Below are 21,192 nucleotides of genomic sequence, written 5' to 3'. Positions count from 1 at the left end.
AGAACAAAGAACCAAGAACCAGCAGTGGAGCCATTCCGGCCGGAGGCGGGGAAGTTTCCGCCGCTGGAGAAGGCGCACTCCTACCGCGGTGAGCTGGTGTTTGTGGATCATGCGAACCGTCGCGGCAGCATCCGTGTGCAAGGAGCGGGCACGTATTTCCGCAATGCGCCGCATCCTTTTGCGATGCTGCCTTACGGCATGGTTCGTTATCACGGAGCGCCGGCGGATCTGCGGGATGTCCCGCTGGGCACGGTGATGCACATCCGTGCCTATCTGCCTCCAGATCCCAAGATCTCCGCCGTGCCGGTGCTGCCGGTGAACAACAAGGAGAAGACCGCAGGTTACAGCGGCCAAGGTGTCGCACCCGCCGAGAACCATGTGCTCCTGCTGGAAGATGAGCCCAGCCACTGCCAGCGCGAGGGCATGGTGTGGAAGCTCAAGGAGCTGGACTACAACAACAATGAGGGGATGATCATCGCCACGCGTGAACCGAAGTCGGGTGGCGATGGCAAGGCCAACGAGGAAAAGCTGACCCTGGATGCGGCCACGCGCATCTGGCGCGGTCGCGAGTCCCTCACGCCTGCGGACTTGATCGCCGAAGGTCTCTGGCCTGCGAGCGGGAAGAAGGCACTGGAAGGTCAGGCCGTGCAGCTGGGGATAACCTGGAAGCCCACACCAGACGGCATCTTCACGCGGTTTCACATTTCGGACATTTGGTTAGACGATGCCTCGATGCAACGCGCCGCGCAGAACCAGACCGACACTCACAAGGCTTTCATTCGCAGCCGCTGGATGCCTGCCTTTGTGGATAGCGTGGAGTATGGCAAGTTTGGTCGTGCGAAGGTGACGGCCACTTTGTTTGGCGGCATGGACGAGTCTCTCTATGCTGATTTCAAGAAGGACGCCTCCTTGCTGGTGAACGGAGCCGAGAACACCCTCAAGCATGCCGGAGGAAATTACGGCCCCGCGCACATGGCTTCCAAAGGCCCGATCCTCGCGGTCACCAAGGCCTCTGGAGAGGCGCCTTTGGGCAGCAGTGGTATTCAGGTGCAGTTCGAGACTGACCTCGTCATCGAAGGCATCCGTGCCACGAGAGTGGTGCGTGTTCGTCCATCGACCTGGCCGCAGGTGCAGGTGCCGCGCGAGGAGTACATCGGTGATGGCTCCAACGCGACCGACCGCTTTCCGACGCCGGTGATCTTTCCGGAGTACTGACCCACAGAGGAGTGGAGTACTAGAGTGTTGGAGTCATTGGGCTCCTACACTGCGACTGCTCGTTCACCACTCCCATACTCCATTACTCCACCCCTCCATTCGCTGATGAAACTCACAGTCCTCCTGCTCACATCTCTCGGGTGCATGCTCACCATGTCTGCGGCCGCCGAAGAGCCGTTCAGGCCTGAGGCGGGGAAGTTTCCGCCTTTGGCAAAGGCGCACTCTTACCGGGGAGAGCTGGTGTTTGTGGATCATGTGAACCGCCGCGGAAGCATCCGTGTGCAAGGAAATGGGGTGTTTCGCAGGAACGATCCACGCCCTTTCGCCATGCTGCCTTATGGCATCGTCCGCTATCATGGCGCACCGGCGGATCTGCGGGACATACCGCTCGGCACGGTGATGCATGTCCGCGCTTATCTGCCTCCGGATCCGAAGATTTCTGCGGTGCCGGTGCTGCCAGTGAACAACAAGGAAAAGGACTCTGACCACAGGCGCGGCACGGGCATCGCACCCGCCGAGAACCACGTCCTCCTGCTCGAAGATGAGCCCAGCCATTGCCTGCGCGAGGGACTGGTCTGGAAGCTCAAGGAGGTGGAGATCAAAGACAACGAGGGGATGATCGTCGCCAGCCGCGAACCGAAGGCTGGTGGTGATGGCAAGGCCGAAGAGGAAACGCTGAGCTTTGACGGCGCCACTCGCATCTGGCGCGGTCGCGAATACCTCGGGATCAGCGAGTTGATCGCCGAAGGCCTCTGGCCTGCGAGCGGGAAGAAATCGCTCGAGGGTCAGGCGGTGCAGCTCGGGATCACCTGGAAGCCCACTCCGGGCGGTGTGTTCACCCGCTTTCACATTTCAGACATTTGGTTAGACGATGCGGCCATGCAGCGCACCGCCCAGAACCAGACGGAGACGCACAAGGCTTTTATGCGCAGCCGCTGGATTCCTGCGTGGGTGGATGCCGTGGAGTATGGCAAGTTCGGCCGAGCGACGGTGACCGTGACCTTGTTTGGCGGCATGGACCCCAGCCTCTATGCGGCTTTCGACAAGGAGCGTCAGGTGCTGGTGAATGGCGTGGAGAACACCCTGAAGCACACCGAAGGCGGCAGCGCCGGGCCCACGCAAATGGCCGCAAGGGGCGCTATTCGCGACATCTCCAAGACTCCAGGAGACGTGCCCCTGGGCAGCAGCGGCGTGCAGGTTCGTTTTGAGACCGACCTCATCACCGAAGGCATGCGCCCGACCCGGATCATCCGCATCCGTCCCGCGAGCTGGCCCGATGTCCACATGCCGCGTGAGGAATACCTCAACAGCGGGAACTACAGCCACGAGGACCGCTTCCCGACGCCGGCCATCTTTCCTAACTATGAGGGCTGAAGGTTCACGGTCCAGGGTTCGCCGTTCACGGTTCACGGTTAACAGGGAGCGTTCAAAACATAGGTAACACTTTTGTGCTCGTTCTTGGTTGGCGAGGTGCCAGGAGTATGTGACTGATGCGCTTCGGCATGTGCAAATGGAGCTCATGAGAGCGTTGTTTGTGCTTCTCCCATGCCACGCATCACCGCCATCGAGACTGTCATTCCCTCCGGCATCATGCCGAACCTTTTGCTCGTCCGCATTCATACGGATGATGGGTTCATCGGATGCGGGGAGACGTATTACACACCGCATGCCATCGCGGCGCTGATCCATGACTGGATGGCGGAGCGGCTGCTGGGTGCGGAGGCGCTGGCCATCGAGTCTCACTGGCGGTTCATCTATGAGCGCTGCACACCTTTTGGGCATCCCGGCGCGGAGATGCGCGCGCTTTCGGCGCTGGATCTGGCCTTGTGGGACATCCTGGGACAGGCCTGCAACCAACCGGTGTATCGCTTGTTAGGCGGTCCGGTGCGTGATTCGATCCCGGTCTATAACACTAGCGGTGGTCCGAGCTATGGGGCACTCACGGATTGTGGATCCGCGCCTCGTCATCCGGGCTGGCCGGGGTATGGAGACATCGGCAGCGCGGGGCCGCTACAGGACAACTGGTCCTCGCACTTCGCGGCAGGTGATCTGGCAGAAGAGCTGCTGAGCGAGGGCATCACGGCGATGAAGCTCTGGCCCTTTGATCGTGCTGCGCATCGTAACGGAGGTCTGCACATCTCCTGGACGGACGTGGAGGAGGCGATGAAGCCGCTGCTCGAGATCCGCGAGCGCGTGGGCATGAAGATGGACATCGCCATCGAAGGTCATGCGTTCTTCCAACTGCCTGCGGCCTTGCGCATCGCGGAGGCTTTGCGCGAGATCAAGCCGCTCTGGCTCGAGGATGTGCTGCGCGTGGATCATGTGGGCACGCTGGCGGATTTTCGTCATCGCAGCGGTCTGCCGATCGCGGCCAGTGAGATGCTGCTGGGGAGGAAGGAATACCTCGCCGCGCTTCAGGCGGGTGCCTGTGACTACTGCATGGTCGACCCGACGTGGAATGGTGGCATCAGCGAGACGCGCCGCGTGATCGATCTGGCGCAGACTTTCAATGTGCCCTCCACCATCCATGACTGCACGGGACCGCTCACGCTTTTCAGCGGACTGCACCTCGCGGCCTCATCGGCGAATGTGGTTTTCCAGGAATCCGTGCGCGCGCACATCCGCTCGTTTTATGACAAGCTAGTGGATACACTGCCGGTGATCGTCAATGGCCGGGCGCATCTTCCCACGGGCACCGGTTTGGGCACGAAGCTCAAGGATGAGCTTTTCCAGGAAGGGAAGAACGGCTGGAGAAAGAGCACTCTCTGACTTTCAGAGAGTGCCCGTGATCTCATTCAAGAGAGCAAAACCTTACTCCTTCGCCTGTGGCAGCTCGCGATTGCTCTGGAGCACTTTGTCCACGAGGCCGTAGGCGCAGGCTTCCTCGGCGGTCATGTAGTTGTCGCGGTCAGCGTCCTTCTCGATGGCTTCCGGGGTCTTGTCGCAATGATGAGCGAGGATGCGGTTCAAGCGGCGCTTCAGCTTGTACATGAAGTCGACTGTGCGCTCCACATCGCTGGCTGTGCCGCGGGCACCGCCGGAGACCTGATGGATCATGATGTCACTGTTAGGCAGGGCGTAGCGTTTGCCCTTGGTGCCGGAGGCCAGAAGCACGGCGCCCATGCTGGCGCAGATGCCGATGCAGTAGGTGTTCACATCACAGGTCACGAACTGCATGGTGTCATAGATGGCGAGGCCGGCCGTGACGGAGCCACCAGGGCTGTTGATGTAGAAATGGATGTCTTTCTTCGGGTCCTGCATCTGCAGGAAGAGGAACTGGGCGATGATGATGTTCGCCACCTGGTCATTCACGTCCGAGCCGAGGAAGATGATTCGGTCCTTCAGCAGGCGGGAATAGATGTCATAGGCGCGCTCCACGCGGCCTTCGGACTCGATCACCGTGGGGACGATGAAATTCGACGGCGAGGGGGTGAGAGAGGTGGGAAAATCGTAAGGGGTCTGGGACATAGGAGGAATCAAGAGGAGTCAGGGAGCCTTGTCAAACTACGGACGTCATGCCCGGCTGGATGAGTTTCCACATTTTTCCCTGACGCGGTGCGTCACTCCCCTGCCCCGGCGGCCCCTGGCAGCCAGGCCGGGAAGGGGTCTGGCAGGGTCGCCCAGGAGTCTGGTCCACGACTGAACTCCTCCTCGGTCAGCAAGGCTTGGTCAAATCTGGCTATCAGAGCGGACTGGTCCATGTCACGGCCGATGAGGACGATCTCGGTGCGGCGATCGCCATGCTCACCCTGCATGTGGGAGCGGATGTCGGTCTGACTGGCGGCGTCTTGCGGCCATTCAGCCTCGTCCACGGCACTCCAGAAGAAGCCCATGGCGCGGGTCTCCCGCAGCACCCCAGCCTGCGAGACATAACCAGCGATCTGATCACGCGTGGCCAGCCAGAACATGCCCTTGGCCCGGATCACACCCTCCCAGCGTGATTGCAGCATGTCCTGAAAGCGCTGCGGATGAAACGGGCGTCGTGCCCGATAAACAAAACTGCTGATGCCATACTCCTCGGTCTCTGGCGTGTGACCTTGCAGGCTGTCCAGCCAGCCGTTGCTTTGCTCGGCCTCGCTCATGGCGAAGAGGCCGGTGTCCAGGACAGAGGTGAGAGGCACGGCGCTGTCACGGGTGAGGTGGACTTGGGCCCGTGGATTCAAGGCGTGGATGATGCCCTGGATCTCATCCAGATCATCAGCCCCCACGACATCCACCTTATTAATGAGGATCACGTTCGCGAACTCGATCTGGTCGGTGAGCAGGTTGGCAATGGAGCGCCCGTCTTCCTCGGAAGTCCCCATTTTGCGATGCTGCAGGTCATCGGTGCTGCGGTAGTCGTGCAGGAAATTTCGCGCATCGACCACGGTGACCATGGTATCAAGCTGGGCCCGGTCATTGAGCTGGCGGCCGGATTGATCCGTGAAGGTGAATGTCTCCGCCACGGGCATGGGCTCTGACACGCCGGTGGACTCGATGACGAGGGCATCAAAGCGGCCTTCGTGGGCGAGCTTGGACACCTCCTGCATCAGGTCCTCACGCAGGGTGCAGCAAATGCAGCCATTGCTCATCTCGACCATTTTTTCTTCCGTGCGGGAGAGCTGCGCATCGCCGCTTTTCACGAGCTGGGCGTCCACATTCACCTCGCTCATGTCATTGACGATGAGGGCGACCTTCCGGCCCTCGCGATTTCGCAGGATGTGGTTCAGCAGCGTGGTTTTGCCAGCTCCGAGGAAGCCGGAGAGGACGGTGACGGGGAGTTTGTGGGTGGACATGAGTTTATTAAATGCAATTATATTGCGTTTAATAAGCCTGTGTCAATAATGCAATCAAGTTGCTTTTATGGAAATGCACATGGTTGGCTGAGTTGCGGAGGCACGTCGTTCATCTGCCTTCTGACTGGAGCCGATTTGGCAGAAAAATTAGGGCAGAAAGATTCTCCTGAAATTTTTCTACCTTAATCTTGCTGCCAAAAAATCTGGAGACTTGGGCCTAACTTCTCCGCTTTGCCCGATACTCGGTGGGGCTGCATCTTTGCAGGCGGCGAAAGAGGCGGTTGAAGAAGGAGACCTGGGTGAAGCCGCTGCCCAGGGCGATCTCCAGCACGCTGCGGTCGCTCTCCACCAGCTCGCGGCAGGCGGCCTGGAGGCGCAGGTGGTTCAGGAACTCGCTAAGGGTCTTGCCGGAGTGCTTTTTAAACTGTCGCGCAAAAGTGGGGCGGCTCATGCCGGTAAGGATGAGCACGTCCTCCAGCCGCACTTGCTCGCGAAAGCTGGCCAGCAGATGACGCACGGCTTTGGAGATGGCCTGCTGGTAGTGAGACTCCGCCGCCAGTGCAAAGGAGCGCGCCGAAAGCCGCACGCGCTCTTTTTCCGGAGCGGCATGGATCACCGCGAGCACTCGCAGGAGCAAAGATAGCTGCTCCACACCCTGCACGCTGATCATCTCATTCATCAACGATCCAACTCGGGCCGCTGTGAGTCCGCTGAGGCGCAGCCCATGCCCGGCGCGCTCAAACAACCCGCGCAGCGGCAGTGTCTCCGGGAAGGCCCAGAACGGATGCCCCTCTGGAAAATGCCACTGCACGGACAAGCCGCCGGAATGTCCCCGCGTGTGCCAGTAGTGTGGGAGCTTGCTGCCAAGCAGCACGAGGTCTCCTGCCTCAAACGCGCCGATGTGGTCTCCCACGAAGCGAGTCCCCTGTCCTTCCCGGAACAGCGTGAGCTCCATCTCCATGTGGAAATGCCAGCGTGTGCCCTCACCGGTGAGCTTTTCGATTTTTCCCGGAGCGACCACGCACTCCACCTCACGCAGTGTGCGCGACCAACGGAGCACCCGGAACGAGTGGCCGCTGGGGATCTCAATCTTCTCACGCTCAACACGCATGGGCACTTTCGTAGCACGATCTATCACTGATACCAGAGGCAGTTGAGACAATAGTCTCAAGCTCTGAGACTGGAGACGTAGCAGACTCTGCATCTCCCGCGCTTTACTCCGCCCCGCCATGAGCAAACCAACCACGTATCGTTTTTCCTTCGGACCCTGGAACATCAGCGAGGGCGCCGATCCCTTCGGCCCGGAAGTGCGTCCGGTCTTCCCGCATGAGAAGAAGTATGCGCTCTACAAGCCGCTCGGCTTTGATGGTGTGCAGTTCCATGATGACGATGTGGTCCCGAACATCGATGACCTGACACCGGCGCAGATTAGCAAGCAGTGCGCGAAGGTGAAGAAGATGCTGGATAACCAGGGCCTGGTTCCGGAGTTCGTCGCGCCGCGCTTGTGGTTCGCGCCACAGACCGTTGATGGTGGCTACACGGCGAACAGCGCCAAGGACCGCCGTTATGCGCTGGAGCGCACGCTGCGCACGATCGATGTGGCACGCGAGATCGGCTGTGGAGCAGTGGTGCTTTGGCTGGCTCGTGAAGGCAGCTACATCCGCGAGAGCAAGAATGCTCGTATCGCCTATCAACGCATTTTGGAGACGATCAATGCCATGCTGGCGCATGACAAGGACATCGAAATCTGGATCGAGCCGAAGCCGAATGAGCCGACCGATGCCGCGTATGTGCCGACCATCGGTCACGCGGTCGCGCTGGCTTATGCCTCCAGCGATCCGAAGCGCGTGAAAGGTCTCATTGAGACGGCTCATGCTCTCCTTGCGGGTCTTGATGCCAGTGATGAGATGGCCTTTGCCCTCGCCCATGACAAGCTGGGCAGCGTGCATCTCAATGACCAGAACGGCCTGAAATACGACCAGGACAAAAACTTCGGCACGGCCAACCTGCGCGGCGCTTTCAACCAGGTGCGTGTGCTGGAAGAAGCCGGCTACGGCAGCAAGGGCGAGTTCATCGGCCTGGACGTGAAGGCCATGCGCACGCAGAAGGGCAAGGGCGTGACCTCCCACCTCACGGGCAGCAAGGAACTCTTCCTGCATCTGGTGAACAAGGTGCGCTCCTGGGACCGCAAGCTTGAGCAGCAAATGATCGATGCTCGTGACTATGAAGCACTGGAACTTGCCGTGATGAAGCACATCATGGGTGTCCGCTAATCCTACCCAACCTCCCCCCACTTCTTCATTCACATGAAACAGTATCGTCTCAACCGCCTCTTCAACGCCAAGTCTGGCCGCTGCTTCGACGTGGCCGTGGATCATGGCTTCTTCAACCAGCCCGGGTTCCTCCAGGGCATCGAGGACATGCGCACGGTCGTGAAGACCCTGGTGGATGCCGCACCGGATGCCATTCAGCTCACGCTGGGCATGGCCCGCCATCTGCAGGAGATCCCTGGCCGCTTCAAGCCCAGCCTCGTGCTCCGCACGGACGTGGCGAACATCTACGGCAAGACTCTTCCCGAAAGCCGCTTCAGCCTCATGATCGAGGAGACCATGCTCCAGGCCGTGCGCTATGACGCTGCCTGCGTTTGCGTGAACCTCTTCCAGATCCCTGGCGCTCCAGAAGTGCATGCGCAGTGCGTGGAAAACATCCTCCGTCTCAAGCCGCTGGCTGACGACTACGGTGTGCCGATGATGATCGAGCCGCTGGTTTTCCAGCCTAACGAAAAGGCTGGCGGCTACATGGTGAATGGCGATGAAACCGCCATCACCTACCTTGTCCGCCAGGCTGTGGAACTGGGTGCCGACATCGTGAAGGCCGACCCGACGGATGACGTCAGCGTGTATCACAAGGTCATCGCCGCAGCCTCCGGCATCCCGGTGCTGGTGCGTGGTGGTGGTCGTGTGAGCGACAAGGAAATCCTCGAGCGCACCCAGGGTCTCCTGGAGCAGGGCGCGGCGGGCATTGTGTATGGCCGCAATGTGATCCAGCATCCGAAGCCCAAGGGCATCACCCAGGCGCTCATGGCCATGGTGCATGACGGAGCCAGCGTTAAGAAGGCGCTGAGCCTGATCAAGTAAGCTTATCTATCTGAAATGAAGCCGCCGGGAAACCGGCGGCTTTTTCAGAGCTTGATAAAGTCCGTGATTTGAACTCGTATAAAATTGGTCCTACCAATTCATGCCTGCCACCAAGAATGCCATTTCACTCGTCGACTCCGTCAGCGGACGGATCGTCGACTTGGTGCGCGCCAGTCATCTGGACCGCCTGCCGACTGAGCGCTTCATGTCTGCGCAGTTTGGCGTGAGCCGGGGTGTCATTCGTGAAGCGACGAAGCGCCTCGAACTGCAAGGCATGCTGGAGATCCGTCAGGGCAGCGGCATGAAGGTGGTGGACAAGCTGCACAAGCCTCTGAGCAGCGCCGTGCATCTGCGCGTGCCGGATGAGAAGACAAGGCTCGTGCAACTCACTGAGGTGCGGCTGGCCCTGGAGCCGGAGCAGGCACGTCTCGCCGCTGAACGAGCGACCAAAGCGGATCTCAAACGGCTTCAAGATTGTCATCAGCGCTTCACGCTTTGCGAGGACCTCGAAACGCAAGTGCTGGCGGACATGGAGTTTCACTGCTTGATCGCTGAGGCCTCTCGAAATGAGGTTTCCTCACTGCTCATGCAGTCGCTTTCGGATCTGCTGCAGAGCAGTCTTTCGCATGGCTACCGGAGGGTCACGAAAGACCTCGCGGTGGATGACCATGGCAAGGTGCTCGCGGCGATTGTGGATCGCAATGGTGATGCGGCTGCGAAAGCGATGCGTGATCACCTGACGCATGCACGTTTCGATCTCGGCCTCCAACCCAAACCTCGCCGCACCGTAAAAGCCTGACATGAGCACGCTCGATTTCTCACGTCGTCAGTTCCTGACGAACATGACCACCGGCATGACCGGCGTGGCGCTTTCACGCCTCATGGCGGAGGCGCCTCGCGGCCAGCCGCATCATGCGCCGAAGGCGAAGCAGGTGCTGCAGATCTTCTGCCCGGGCGCGGCCTCGCATGTGGATCTGTGGGACCACAAGCCGATGCTGGAGAAGTATCACGGCACGCCGCTGCCTGGTGCGGCGGAAGTGACTTTCCAAGGCAAGAACGGCAACCTGATGCGCTCGCCCTGGGACTTTGTGGCGGCGGGCCAGAGTGGCAAAAAGATCTCCAGCATGATGCCGAACATGGCGCGGCACGTGGATGACATCGCCTTCATCCACAGCATGGCCAGCCGCACGAACACGCATGGCCCAGGCTGCATCTACATGAACTCCTGCTTCACGCGCGAAGGTTTCCCCAGCGCGGGATCGTGGATCAGCTATGGGCTTGGCAGCCTGAACGAGAATCTGCCGACCTACATCGCCATGCAGGACATCCGCGGCGAGCCGCCGAACGGCAAGGCGAACTGGAGCAATGGCTTTCTGCCCGCGCAGCACCAGGCGGTGAGCATGGCGGCCCAACAACCTTTGCGGAATCTTTCCAGGCCCGCGAACATCTCCGTCGCCGAAGAGAAGGCCACGCGTGCCTTTTTGCATCACCTCAATCAGCAGCATGCCAGCGCGCATCCCGAGAATGATGAGCTACGTGCGCGCATGAATGCCTATGAGCTAGCCGCGAAGATGCAACTCGCCGCGCCGGAGGTGAGTGATCTCTCACGCGAGCCGAAGCACATCCATGAGCTGTATGGCACGGGCGATGCCAACAAGCTGAAGGCTGCGTATGCCCGCAACTGCCTGCTGGCACGTCGCTTCCTGGAGCAAGGCGTGCGCTATGTGAGCCTCTACTGCGCCTCACGCGCCAGTGCCGTGGATGGTCTGCTGAACTGGGATGCGCACAAGACGCTGAAGGCGGACTATGAGCGGCATCTGCCTGTGTTTGACCAGCCGACTGCGGCCCTGCTCACGGACATGAAACAACGCGGCATGCTGAATGATGTGCTCATCATCTGGTGCACCGAGTTTGGCCGCATGCCCACGCATCAGCAGGGCACCAGCGGTCGTGATCACAATCCGGATGCTCTCACGACCTGGATGATGGGAGCCGGTGTGAAAGGTGGCGTGAGTCATGGAGCCACGGATGAGTTCGGCCGACGTGCCGCCGTGGATGTGGCCACGACCTATGATTTCTATGCCACGGTCCTGCACCTGCTGGGACTGGATCACGAAAAGCTGACCTACTACCACAACGGCACAAATCGACGACTCACGGATGTGCACGGGCATGTGATCCAGGGCGTGCTGGCATGAGCCTAACTTATTTTTATTCTTCGACAGATGACTTCCATCCGACATCTCCTGCTCCCCCTTCTAGGTATCTCTGGTCTTCTGCATGCGGCCACACCGCCCACCTGTGAATGGGTTTTCAATGGCGGAGGAAGCACGAGTGACAAAGCTCGCGCGGTCGCCTTCGACAAGAGCGGCAATGTTTTCCTGGCCTCTGAGTGCACGGGAGATTCCATCTTTGGCGACAAGCAGCATCAGAGTGCGGGCGGGATGGACATGTGCCTCGTGAAGCTTGATCCCGCAGGCAAGGCGCAGTGGGTGAGCAGTATCGGCGGCAGCAAAATAGACCGTGCTTATGGTGTGGTGGCGGACGCGGACGGGAATGCCTATGTCACCGGCCACTTCGAAAGCACGGATGTTAAGGTCAATGGCGAGGTTTTACCGAATGCAGGAGGCTATGATGTCTTCACGGCCAAGTTTGCACCGGATGGTCGCGTGGTCTGGGTAAAGACTGCCGGTGGCGCAGGTTATGACTATGGGCATGGCATCGCGATCGATTCCAAAGGTGATGTGGTGATCACGGGTGCGATCGACCGGAAGCTCTTTTGCACGAAGTATGGCAGCGAGGGTAAAGAGATCTGGCACAAGGTGGCCAGTGGAACGGTTTCCGGCAGCGGGCATGGGATCGCTGTGGATGGGAGTGATCGCATTTACCTCGGCGGCAATGCGTCGGGCGCTGGTGGCTTTGGCAAGGCTGCGATTGAATCGAAGACTACAGCGGCGCTCGCGGTGAAACTGACTCCGGACGGTGAGGGTGTATGGGCCAGTGTGATCCCTGGTGCACCCAGCGCGTTGTATCATGAGATCACCTGCGATTCTTCCGGCCGGGTGTGGGGCGTGGGGATGTTCAAGGGCAGCGTGAGTGTGGCGGGTCAGACCTTCACTAGCAGTGGTGACAAGGACAATGACGGCCTCATTGTGCATCTGGACAAGGACGGCCAGGTGAAGTGGGCGAAACATCTGCAAGGCAAGGGCACGGACTACTGCCTCGGCGTGGTGACGGATGATCACGGCACGGCTTTTGTATGTGGTGACTTCAATCAAGAAACCTCCCTCGCAGGTCATGCGCTGACACCACGTGGCAGTGGCGATATCTTTCTCGCGGCCTTTGACATCAACGGGGCGCTTCAATGGGTGGAGCAGGCGGGTGGGAAGCTGAATGACAATGCCTATCCGGCAGCTTTCCGTGCTCCGGACCTGCTGCTCATCGGTGGGGCGTGCGCGGCCCCAGCGGCCTTTGGCGCGAAGGAAGTGAGCAAATCAGGAGCCAGCGACATGTATGGTGCGCTGTGGAAGCTGGGAACTGCCAAGTGAATACCTAACTATGAATCTGTTTTCTAAACATTGGATCGCTTGCGGGCTGATTACTGCAGCGTTGGGTTTCACCACCGCACTGGCAGAGGAGAAGTCGGAGCTCGCCAAGTTGCTGAGCAATCTGCAGCCGGGCAGCACGGTGGAGGTGCCAGATGGCACGCACACTTTGAAGAGCCCGATCACGCTGAGGGATCTGCATGGCACGGAGGAGAAGCCGGTGGTCATCCGCGCGGTGCATCGCGGCAAGGCAGTGATTGGCGGTGTGGGAGGTTTCATTCTCAAGGAGTGCGATCATGTGGTGATCGAAGGTTTTGTTTTTGAGAACGATGCAGACGCGCAGTGCGTGCGGGTGGAGAACTGCCACTACGTGCAGGTCACGCGGAATGTGTTCCGCCCGAAGGAACGCGCGAAGCCGCGGCACTGGGAGCACTGGGTGACGGTGGAAGGCGCGAAGAGCAGCCACAACCGCGTGGATCACAATCTCTTTGAGAAGAAGGTGAACCGTGGCAGCCCGGTGTTTGTCCGTGGTGATGATGTGGCGCTGGTGAACTCGCAGCATGACCGTGTGGATCACAATCACTTCCGCGATGTGATCTATGCCAACAAGGAGAACGGTCACGAGACCATCCGCACGGGTGGCAATGATCTCGGAGCTTCGGGGCAAAGCTCATTCACGATTATTGAGGACAATCTGCTGGAACGCTGCAGTGGCGAGGATGAGCTGATGTCGCTCAAGTCATCTGACAACATCGTGCGGCGCAACACGCTGATCAATTGCCGCGGTGCCATCTGCATGCGGCTGGGGAATCGCAATGTGGCGGAGAACAATATCATCATCGCCACGGAGGACGGACCGGGGTTCGGAGGCATCAAGCTCTATGGCTTTGAGCATCGCGTGACAGGCAACTACTTCGCGGGACTCACGGGTGCGAAGCATGAGGCGCCATTCTCCTTTTTCCCGGGCATGCATGATACGCTGACGACGGAGAACATCCGTGACAAGTATGACGACAACACGGCCTCCGCCGCCACGCGCTGCACCGTCACGGGCAACACGTGGGTGGATTGCGCTCCGCTTTACATGGGCCTGGAGAAGGAAGACAAGCAGCGGCAGTATTTGCCGAAGGAGTGTGTCTTCACGAACAACACGGTGGTGCATACCAAGCCGCTCGGGAAGCCGCTGGTGATCCAGGGGCTGGTGCACAGCCTGACTGCGAAGGATAACATCGCCTACGCTGATGCGAAGCCGGAGGCGGAGTGGGCTTCGTGGTTTCGCTGGGAGGCGGCAAAGCCTGCGATAGCTGCGCCCAAGCAACTCACGGCGGCGGATGTGGGTCCGGATGCACCTTGATTCATCGTTTTTGATCCATGCGTACTGACTTTTGCATCCTTTCTTTGTTAGGCGGCTGGCTGCTCACAGGTCCGGCTCTGGCTGATGTGGCCTTCTTCGAGCAGAAGGTCCGGCCGGTGCTGGTGGAGCACTGCTACTCGTGCCACAGCGCGCAGGCGAAGAAGCTGAAGGGCAATCTCTATCTCGACACGAAAGCGGGTTGGGAAAAGGGTGGTGACAGCGGCGAACCTGCGATCATTCCGGGCAAGCCAGAGGAAAGCCTTTTCATCCGCAGCATCCAGCATCTAGAGGCGGATCTGGAGATGCCGCCGAAGAAGCCGAAGCTGCCTGATGCGGTGATCGCCGATCTGGTGACCTGGGTGAAAATGGGCGCACCGGATCCACGTGAGGGCAAGGTGGAGGCCAAACGCGCGGACAAGAGCTGGTGGTCGCTGCAGCCGCTGCGGAAGGAGTTTGCTCACAAGAGCATTGATGGGTTTATCGAGGAGAAGCTGAAGGAAAAGGGACTGCATTTCAGTCCGCAGGCTGATGCGCGCACGCTGGTCCGGCGCATGACCTATGATTTGCATGGTTTGCCGCCGACGTCGGAGTCTGTGGAGCATGGATCTCATGAGTCGTATGCGAAGCTCGTGGATGGGCTGCTTTCTTCTCCGCGTTATGGAGAACAGTGGGGGAGGCATTGGCTGGATGTGATTCGCTTTGGGGAATCTAACGGCTTTGAGCGCAACGTGATCGTCGATGATCTCTGGCCGTTCCGAGACTATGTCATCAAGTCCATCAATGATGACAAACCCTTCAACCAGTTCATCACGGAGCATCTGGCGGGAGACGTGATCGGCAAGGACGACCCGGCGGTGGAGGTCGGCAGTGCGTTTCTGACGGCTGGACCCTATGATGATGTGGGGAATGCGGATGTGGTGGCGCAGAAGAACATCCGCGCGGGGACGCTGGATGACATGATCACGGCCACGGGCAGCGCATTCCTCGGCCTAACCGTGAATTGCGCCAGATGCCACAATCACAAGTTTGATCCGATTCCGACGGAGGACTATTATCGTATCCGCGCAGCCTTTGAAGGAGTGACGCATGGACGGCGTGTGGTGGCGACGAAAGAGGCACGTGATGCCCATGCGGCGGCCACGACGCCGCTGAACCTGGAAGTGAGGAGGCTGGAGGCTGAGAGGCTAAAGCTGGATGGCACCATCAACGGCCGCGCCCATGACGAGGCGAAGAAGGTGAAGCCCACGCGGCCCAAGATCGACGAGAATGGCACGGATGAATCCTTTCAACCGATGCAGGCCAAGTATCTGAAGTTTGTCATTCACTCGCTCACCAGTGATCACCAGCCAACGAAGACGGCTCGTGCTGGCGGCTCTGGTGGCAAGCTGACGGAGTTTCAGGTCTGGGACAAGGAAGGTAAGAACGTTGCACTGGCCAGCCATGGCACGAAGGCCGAAGGCGCGAAGGCTGCCAGCGCCGATGACTTCCCGGAAGCGTATGGTCCGCAGTATTGCATCGACGGGCAGAAGGGCGAGGCGTGGTTCATCGGCAGTCCAGCGGAGTTGAGGCTGACTTTTGCCCAACTAGAAATGATTCAACGCATCACCTTCATCAATGCGCGTGGAGAGCGTGATGTCGATGAGAGCAGAGTGCGGGGCGCCACTCCCTGTGAGTATGATGTGCAGGTCTCGATGGACGGAAAGACCTGGACCACGGTGGCGACGGACGAAGGGCGGGAGTCCTGGACCAAGGAGCATGGCATTGCCAAGGCACGGCGCAGCATCATCACGAAGGAGGAAACGGCGCAACTGGCCAGCTTTGACAAGCAGATCGCTGCCACGAAGGCCGCGCTGGCAAAGATCGCGCCACTGCCGCAGATCTGGGCGGGGCATTTTGCACAGCCGACGGCGCGCACGCATGTGCATCAGGGTGGCGATCCAATGAAGGAGCTGGAGCCCGTGGTGCCGGCGAGCTTGAACGTGCTGGACAAGATCACGCAGCCTTTTTCACTGCCCCCGGAGGCAGAAGAAGGACAGCGCAGGCTGGCCTTGGCGAAGTGGATCACGAGTGATGACAATGCGCTCACGGCGCGTGTGCTGGCGAATCGTGTGTGGCATTATCACTTCGGCATCGGGCTTGTGGACACGCCGAGTGATTTTGGTTATCTCGGCAGCCAGCCGACACATCCGGAACTGCTCGACTACCTCGCCACGCGTTTGATTCAAAATGGCTGGAAGCTGAAGGAGCTGCATCGGGAGATCATGATGTCGAAAACGTATCAGCAAGCCTCGACGGGCAATACGGAAGGTCTGAAGCTCGACAAGTCTGCGCGGCTGCTTTGGCGCTTTCCGCCGCGTCGTTTGAGCGCGGAGGAGATCCGGGACACGATCCTCACGGCGGCGGGGCAGATGAAGCTGGAGCCGATGGGTGGAGCGGGGTTCCGGCTCTACAAATTCAGCCAGAACAATGTGTGCACCTACTTCCCGCTGGATCAGCATGGGCCGGAGACGTATCGCCGCGCGGTGTATCATCAAAATGCCCGCGCGAGCATCGTGGATGTGCTGAATGATTTCGATCTGCCCGACATCGCCTTTGCCTCACCGAAGCGGGCAAACACGACCACGCCGCTACAGGCGCTGACACTGCTGAACCACAGCTTCACGCTCGACATGGCGGCCGCGCTGGCGGCTCGCGGCGGAGATTGGAAGGCTGATCCAGGCGCTGCGATCACCCGGACTTATCGCCACTGTTTCCAACGTGAGCCGAGCCAGAAGGAGATTGCGATGGCCACAGAGTTCCTGCGCGGCCAGCCGCCAACAGCCCTGTGCCGGGCGCTGCTGAACTCAAACGAACTCATTTATCTGGAGTAACTCAGACCCGCACCCGGCGTGCGCGAGCAAGACGCTGCTCCAAGGCACGCTCAAAGCTCACTAACTGACGGATAAGGGCATTGTACTGCGAGTGCGCGGCATTGCCGTGACTTGCACCTAACAATGTATAGAGACGCCGGTCGGCATTCAAGGCTTCCTCGTGGTCAACGATCACACTCAATCCGCAGTCATTCAGTCTCGGGCTGCCGATCTTGACCAGCTCTCCGGCGACTGTTTCACGTCCAGCGGCGACATCCGCAAGACCATCGCTCACCAGATCTGCTCCAGGCAGACCGGCAAACAGCATGGCGCGTTCTGTCCCGTTCATAGTCCAAGCTAGATCCACTTTCCTTCTCTCGCAACTGCCTGCACTCGTTCATGCAAAGCCTCAGCGTCTACAGCGGGGTATCGCATCATCTGGTTTTCGACCTCCAGATAGAGGGCTAGCAGCCTTCCAGGCTCCACAAGCCCTGACTCCAGCATCATGCCCACGTCATGCCGGTCACGGGCATGGCCGCGCTCCAGTTTGGCAAGCGCCTGGCTGTAGAAATCATAGTGAAGAAACACCACCTTGCCATGCTGGGCAATGAAGCGGCTCCTCTCTCGCCAGCCGGGCAAGGGCGGGACAAACTGGTCTGGCGCAGCGAGCTCGATATTGATGTCGAGCTCATTCTTGAGGCGGGGCAGACTCTCGAAAAAACCTGCGGGCTCCGGATCTGCTTTCAGGTCCACGTCCAGGGTCATATCCCGCCAACCGAGAAGCACGGCCGAAACACCTCCGGTGAAGTAAACACGACCTTCCGAGGTCACGCTGGTGCCCAGCTCGCGCATCAGCCGCTCGACCCGGTCACGATTCGTGTTTTGTCTCATGGCGTTTTTTATAGTCGAGTCTCGCCAGGATGCCAGCTTTCGTCGGCCCGACGCATTCGGGGGGCGGCCAGGCTCATTTATCTGGAGTAAGGCGGCGGACTGTGATGGAGTGAGGGCATGCGTTTACTGACCCTGCTTTTCTCTGCTGCGCTGCTGCCGATGTCGATGACCTGGGCGGCGGATCTGGATGTGCTGATCACGAATGGCCGGATCGTGGATGGCACGGGCGCTGAGGCGAAAGCTGGGAGCGTGGGCATTAAAGACGGACGTGTGGTGGCGGTGGGCGAGGTGAAGGGGGATGCCACGACAACGATCGATGCGAAGGGGCAGGTGGTGGCGCCGGGGTTCATCGATGTGCACACGCACTCGGAGAAGATCAGTGATGTGCCGGCGGCGGAGAACTTTCTGCGCATGGGCGTGACAACGATCATCACGGGGAACTGCGGAATGTCGCGAACCAACGTTGCGGAATTTTTTGATGAGATCAACAAGGCGGGGATGACGCTGAATGTGGCGACGCTGATCGGCCATGGGTCGGTGCGCGAAGAAGGGATGGGCGGGAAGTTCATCCGCGCTCCGTCTGAGGCGCAGCTCGCGAAGATGAAGGGGATCGTGGAGCAGGCGATGAAGGATGGTGCCGTGGGGATGAGCACGGGGCTGATCTATGTGCCGGGCTCGTTCGCAAAGACGGAGGAGATCATCGAGCTGGCGAAGGTGGTGGCGCAGCATGATGGTGTGTATGCGAGCCATATCCGGCATGAGACGGTGAAGATCTTTGATGCGCTGGATGAGTTCACGCGAGTGGCCCGTGAGGCCAAGGTGCGGGCTGAGCTGAGCCACATCAAGCTTTCCGGTCCGACGGCCTGGGGCAAGACAGGCGAGGTGCTGAGCTATCTGGACAAGGCACGCGCGGAAGGGCTGAAGATCACGCACGATCTTTATGGTTATACCGCGTCCAGCACAGGGCTGAGGCAAACGATTCCTGACAGCGCGCTGGAGGGCACGCGCGATGACTACGCCGCGCGTCTGGCGGATCCGAAGAAGAAAGCGAAGATCATCGAGGGCATGCTGGAGATCCTGCATCGCAGCGGACGCAAGGACTACAGCTATGCGGTGGTGGCGCGCTTTGTGACGGACCCGTCTTTGAATGGGCTGACGATCCCGGAAGCGGCGAAAAAGGTGCGCGGCAGTGATTCACTGGAAGATCAGATCGAGCTGCTGCTGGACATCGAGAAGCGCGGCGGTGGCAGCGGTGTCTTCCATGGGATGAATGAGGATGACCTCACCGAATTTCTGAAGCATCCGCTGACGATGATTGCCAGTGATGGGGGGCCACGGAAGCTGGGCGAGGATGTGCCGCATCCGCGCAGCTATGGAAACAATGCGCGCATCCTGGGGCGCTATGTGCGGGAGAAGAAGGTGATCGGTCTGGAGGAAGCGGTGCGGCGCATGACGAGTTTACCGGCGGAGACGTTTCGTTTGAAGGGTCGTGGTGTTTTAAAAGTGGGGGCGAGTGCGGATGTGGTGATTTTTGATCCGGATAAGATCGCGGATCCGAGCACTTTTAATGATCCGCATCATTACTCGGAAGGGTTTAGCGAGGTGCTGGTGAACGGGGTGCCGGTGATTCGTGAGGGGAAGCTGACGGAAGCTAGGCCGGGTGGGGCGCTGAGGAAGTCGTGAGGGTGGGATTCAGGCGTCTGGTGACAGATTAAGCGTGGATTCAATTTCCATTAGACTCCCTCCACCCCATTGGAATGGGGTGGTACGGTCGGAAGTTGTTCATGCGCGGAGAATGTTGGGTGGGGTGTAGATGCTGAGAGCGTACATAGCGGTGTCGACGATGCACGGTGGCCCGTGCATCTCTGCCACCGCACTCCGGGACGCTCCGCGACTTCGTGATTGAGGGAGCTTGCCAGAAGGGGGAGGGCTCTGGCATGGTTTGAGGGTATGAAATTGATTCAATTTTTGGCTTTGTTTTGTTTTGCACTGCCGGCGCTGGCGGAGACCGCGCGTCCGAATGTGCTTTGGCTGATTGCGGAGGATTTTGGGCCGCATCTGGGATGCTATGGGGCGAAGGAGGTTTCCACGCCGGTGCTGGATGAGATGGCGGCGAAGGGGATGCGGTTTAATCGCTACTACACGACGGCACCGGTGTGCTCGCCGAGCAGATCGGCTTTTAACACGGGGATGTATCAGACGACGATCGGCGCGCATAATCACAGGAGTCATCGGGATGATGGCTACACGCTGCCGAAGGATGTGCGGGTAATCAGCGAGCGCATGCGGGATGCGGGTTACTTCACGGCAAATGTGAAGGCGCTGCCTGCCGCCTCCGGGCTCAAAGGAGCAGGCAAGACGGACTGGAACTTTGTGCCACCGGAGAAGCCGTTTGATTCGGACAACTGGGATGATCTGAAGGCTCATCAGCCGTTTTATGCGCAGCTGAATTTCCAGGAGACTCATCGCACCTTCCATGCACCACCGCATGCGGATCCGGCGAAGGTGGAGATCCCGCCTTACTATCCGGATCATGAGATCACGCGGAAGGACTGGGCGCAGTATCTGGATGCGGCGACGGAGCTGGACCGGAAGATCGGCAAGGTGCTGGAACTGCTGAAGAATGACGGGTTGCTGGAGAACACGGTGATCTGCTTTGTGGGTGACAATGGCGCGGCGCACGTGCGCGCGAAGCAGTTTTGTTATGAGGAAGGTCTGAATGTGCCGTTCATCCTGCAATGGCCTTCGGGCTTGCCAGCGCCGAAGGGATACGCGGCTGGCACGGTGAGTGACCGGTTGCTGATGTCGATCGACCTCACGGCAACGTCCTTGAATTTTGCGGGCATTCCGAAGCCCGCAGGGATGCAGGGGCAGGTGTTTCTGGGAGCGGATGCGGAGGCTCCGCGTGAGTATACCTTTGGGGCACGGGATCGCTGTGATGAGACGGTGTTCCGGCTGCGCACGGTGCGGGATGCGAAGTATCGCTACATTCACAACTTCACGCCTGAGCGGCCCTTCCTTCAGCCTAACGAATACAAGGAAAAGCAGTATCCGGTGTGGAACCTGATCAAGGAGCTGGCGGCGCAGGACAAGCTGACGCCGGAGCAGGCGGTGCTGGCCGCGCCGAACATGCCGGAAGAGGAGCTCTACGACATGGAGAAGGATCCGCATCAAATCCACAATCTGGCGAAATCACCGGATCATCAGCAGACGCTGGAGCGCCTGCGTGGTGTGCTGGACAAATGGATCGAGGACAGTGACGACCAGGGACGCATTCCGGAGCCGGAAGATGTGGTGAAGAACGAAGGTGCGACCAAGCCCAAGGCCGCCAACGGGCAGGGCAATGGCAAGGACAAGGCAAAGAAGAAGAAAAAGCAGTGACATTCATAGAGGACAGGCGGCGCTGCCGACTCCAGACTGCCGCCG

Annotated in this window: 17 protein-coding genes; 12 read left to right on the top strand and 5 right to left on the bottom strand. The window is 59.6% G+C overall.

The genetic code is table 11. The annotated features are described in order from the left end of the window. Positions 1-24: 24 nt before the first annotated feature. The 3 genes from BGE01nite_RS20920 (at position 25) to BGE01nite_RS20910 (ending at position 3,984) form a co-directional block, all read left to right on the top strand. Positions 25-1,215, top strand: a complete 1,191-nt coding sequence (locus BGE01nite_RS20920; RefSeq protein ID WP_246145772.1) for a hypothetical protein — start codon at positions 25-27, stop codon at positions 1,213-1,215. Between the two features lie 153 nt (positions 1,216-1,368). Next, complete coding sequence (locus tag BGE01nite_RS20915) at positions 1,369-2,589, top strand: hypothetical protein (protein WP_246145771.1); 1,221 nt, start codon at positions 1,369-1,371, stop codon at positions 2,587-2,589. A 171-nt stretch (positions 2,590-2,760) separates the two neighbouring features. After that, the gene (locus tag BGE01nite_RS20910; protein WP_146853315.1) at positions 2,761-3,984 is read left to right on the top strand and encodes a mandelate racemase/muconate lactonizing enzyme family protein; all 1,224 of its coding nucleotides are present in this window, start codon (positions 2,761-2,763) and stop codon (positions 3,982-3,984) included. Positions 3,985-4,026: 42 nt separating this feature from the next. Here the strand turns inward: BGE01nite_RS20910 and BGE01nite_RS20905 are convergent, their stop codons facing one another. The 3 genes from BGE01nite_RS20905 to BGE01nite_RS20895 all read right to left on the bottom strand — a co-directional run bounded on the left by BGE01nite_RS20905 (position 4,027) and on the right by BGE01nite_RS20895 (position 7,101). Then, positions 4,027-4,683 (bottom strand): ATP-dependent Clp protease proteolytic subunit, encoded by a 657-nt coding sequence (locus tag BGE01nite_RS20905; RefSeq protein ID WP_146853313.1) that lies wholly within the window; start codon positions 4,681-4,683, stop codon positions 4,027-4,029. Between the two features lie 92 nt (positions 4,684-4,775). After that, positions 4,776-5,990, bottom strand: coding sequence for a zinc metallochaperone GTPase ZigA (gene zigA, locus BGE01nite_RS20900; protein WP_146853311.1), 1,215 nt, complete (start codon positions 5,988-5,990; stop codon positions 4,776-4,778). Positions 5,991-6,207: 217 nt separating this feature from the next. Beyond that, positions 6,208-7,101 carry a helix-turn-helix domain-containing protein gene (locus BGE01nite_RS20895; RefSeq protein WP_170266947.1) on the bottom strand — a complete coding sequence of 298 codons (894 nt, stop codon included), beginning with the start codon at positions 7,099-7,101 and terminating at the stop codon, positions 6,208-6,210. A 118-nt stretch (positions 7,102-7,219) separates the two neighbouring features. On the opposite strand from BGE01nite_RS20895, the gene BGE01nite_RS20890 reads away from it, so the two are divergent. The 7 genes from BGE01nite_RS20890 (at position 7,220) to BGE01nite_RS20860 (ending at position 16,896) form a co-directional block, all read left to right on the top strand. Further along, the gene (locus BGE01nite_RS20890; protein ID WP_146853307.1) at positions 7,220-8,263 is read left to right on the top strand and encodes a TIM barrel protein; all 1,044 of its coding nucleotides are present in this window, start codon (positions 7,220-7,222) and stop codon (positions 8,261-8,263) included. Positions 8,264-8,296: 33 nt separating this feature from the next. After that, positions 8,297-9,127: a class I fructose-bisphosphate aldolase gene (locus BGE01nite_RS20885; protein ID WP_146853305.1), complete on the top strand. Its 831-nt coding sequence runs from the start codon at positions 8,297-8,299 to the stop codon at positions 9,125-9,127. Between the two features lie 100 nt (positions 9,128-9,227). Then, entirely contained in the window at positions 9,228-9,926 is a 699-nt protein-coding gene (locus BGE01nite_RS20880; protein ID WP_146853303.1) for a FadR/GntR family transcriptional regulator, read from the top strand. A gap of 1 nt (position 9,927) precedes the next feature. Beyond that, complete coding sequence (locus BGE01nite_RS20875) at positions 9,928-11,325, top strand: DUF1501 domain-containing protein (protein WP_146853301.1); 1,398 nt, start codon at positions 9,928-9,930, stop codon at positions 11,323-11,325. Between the two features lie 27 nt (positions 11,326-11,352). Then, positions 11,353-12,675 carry an NHL repeat-containing protein gene (locus tag BGE01nite_RS20870; protein ID WP_146853299.1) on the top strand — a complete coding sequence of 441 codons (1,323 nt, stop codon included), beginning with the start codon at positions 11,353-11,355 and terminating at the stop codon, positions 12,673-12,675. A 10-nt stretch (positions 12,676-12,685) separates the two neighbouring features. Beyond that, positions 12,686-14,026 (top strand): polysaccharide lyase 6 family protein, encoded by a 1,341-nt coding sequence (locus BGE01nite_RS20865; RefSeq protein WP_170266946.1) that lies wholly within the window; start codon positions 12,686-12,688, stop codon positions 14,024-14,026. Positions 14,027-14,043: 17 nt separating this feature from the next. After that, complete coding sequence (locus BGE01nite_RS20860) at positions 14,044-16,896, top strand: DUF1553 domain-containing protein (RefSeq protein WP_146853295.1); 2,853 nt, start codon at positions 14,044-14,046, stop codon at positions 16,894-16,896. A gap of 1 nt (position 16,897) precedes the next feature. On the opposite strand, the gene BGE01nite_RS20855 is transcribed toward BGE01nite_RS20860, so the two are convergent. Together BGE01nite_RS20855 and BGE01nite_RS20850 are read right to left on the bottom strand one after the other, a co-directional pair. After that, entirely contained in the window at positions 16,898-17,224 is a 327-nt protein-coding gene (locus BGE01nite_RS20855) for a hypothetical protein (RefSeq protein ID WP_146853293.1), read from the bottom strand. A gap of 8 nt (positions 17,225-17,232) precedes the next feature. Continuing rightward, on the bottom strand, positions 17,233-17,766 hold the full coding sequence (locus tag BGE01nite_RS20850; RefSeq protein ID WP_146853291.1) for a hypothetical protein: 534 nt from the start codon (positions 17,764-17,766) through the stop codon (positions 17,233-17,235). Between the two features lie 117 nt (positions 17,767-17,883). Here BGE01nite_RS20850 and BGE01nite_RS20845 point away from each other — a divergent pair, with 117 nt between their 5' ends. Both BGE01nite_RS20845 and BGE01nite_RS20840 read left to right on the top strand, forming a co-directional pair. Beyond that, positions 17,884-19,449, top strand: coding sequence for an N-acyl-D-amino-acid deacylase family protein (locus tag BGE01nite_RS20845; RefSeq protein WP_146853289.1), 1,566 nt, complete (start codon positions 17,884-17,886; stop codon positions 19,447-19,449). A 267-nt stretch (positions 19,450-19,716) separates the two neighbouring features. Beyond that, complete coding sequence (locus BGE01nite_RS20840; RefSeq protein ID WP_146853287.1) at positions 19,717-21,147, top strand: sulfatase family protein; 1,431 nt, start codon at positions 19,717-19,719, stop codon at positions 21,145-21,147. The last annotated feature ends 45 nt before the right edge of the window (positions 21,148-21,192 follow it).

The sequence above is a fragment of the Prosthecobacter gellanilyticus genome, assembly GCF_007992435.1.
Lineage (GTDB): Bacteria > Verrucomicrobiota > Verrucomicrobiia > Verrucomicrobiales > Verrucomicrobiaceae > Prosthecobacter > Prosthecobacter gellanilyticus.
This window is presented reverse-complemented; position numbering and strand designations above follow the sequence as displayed.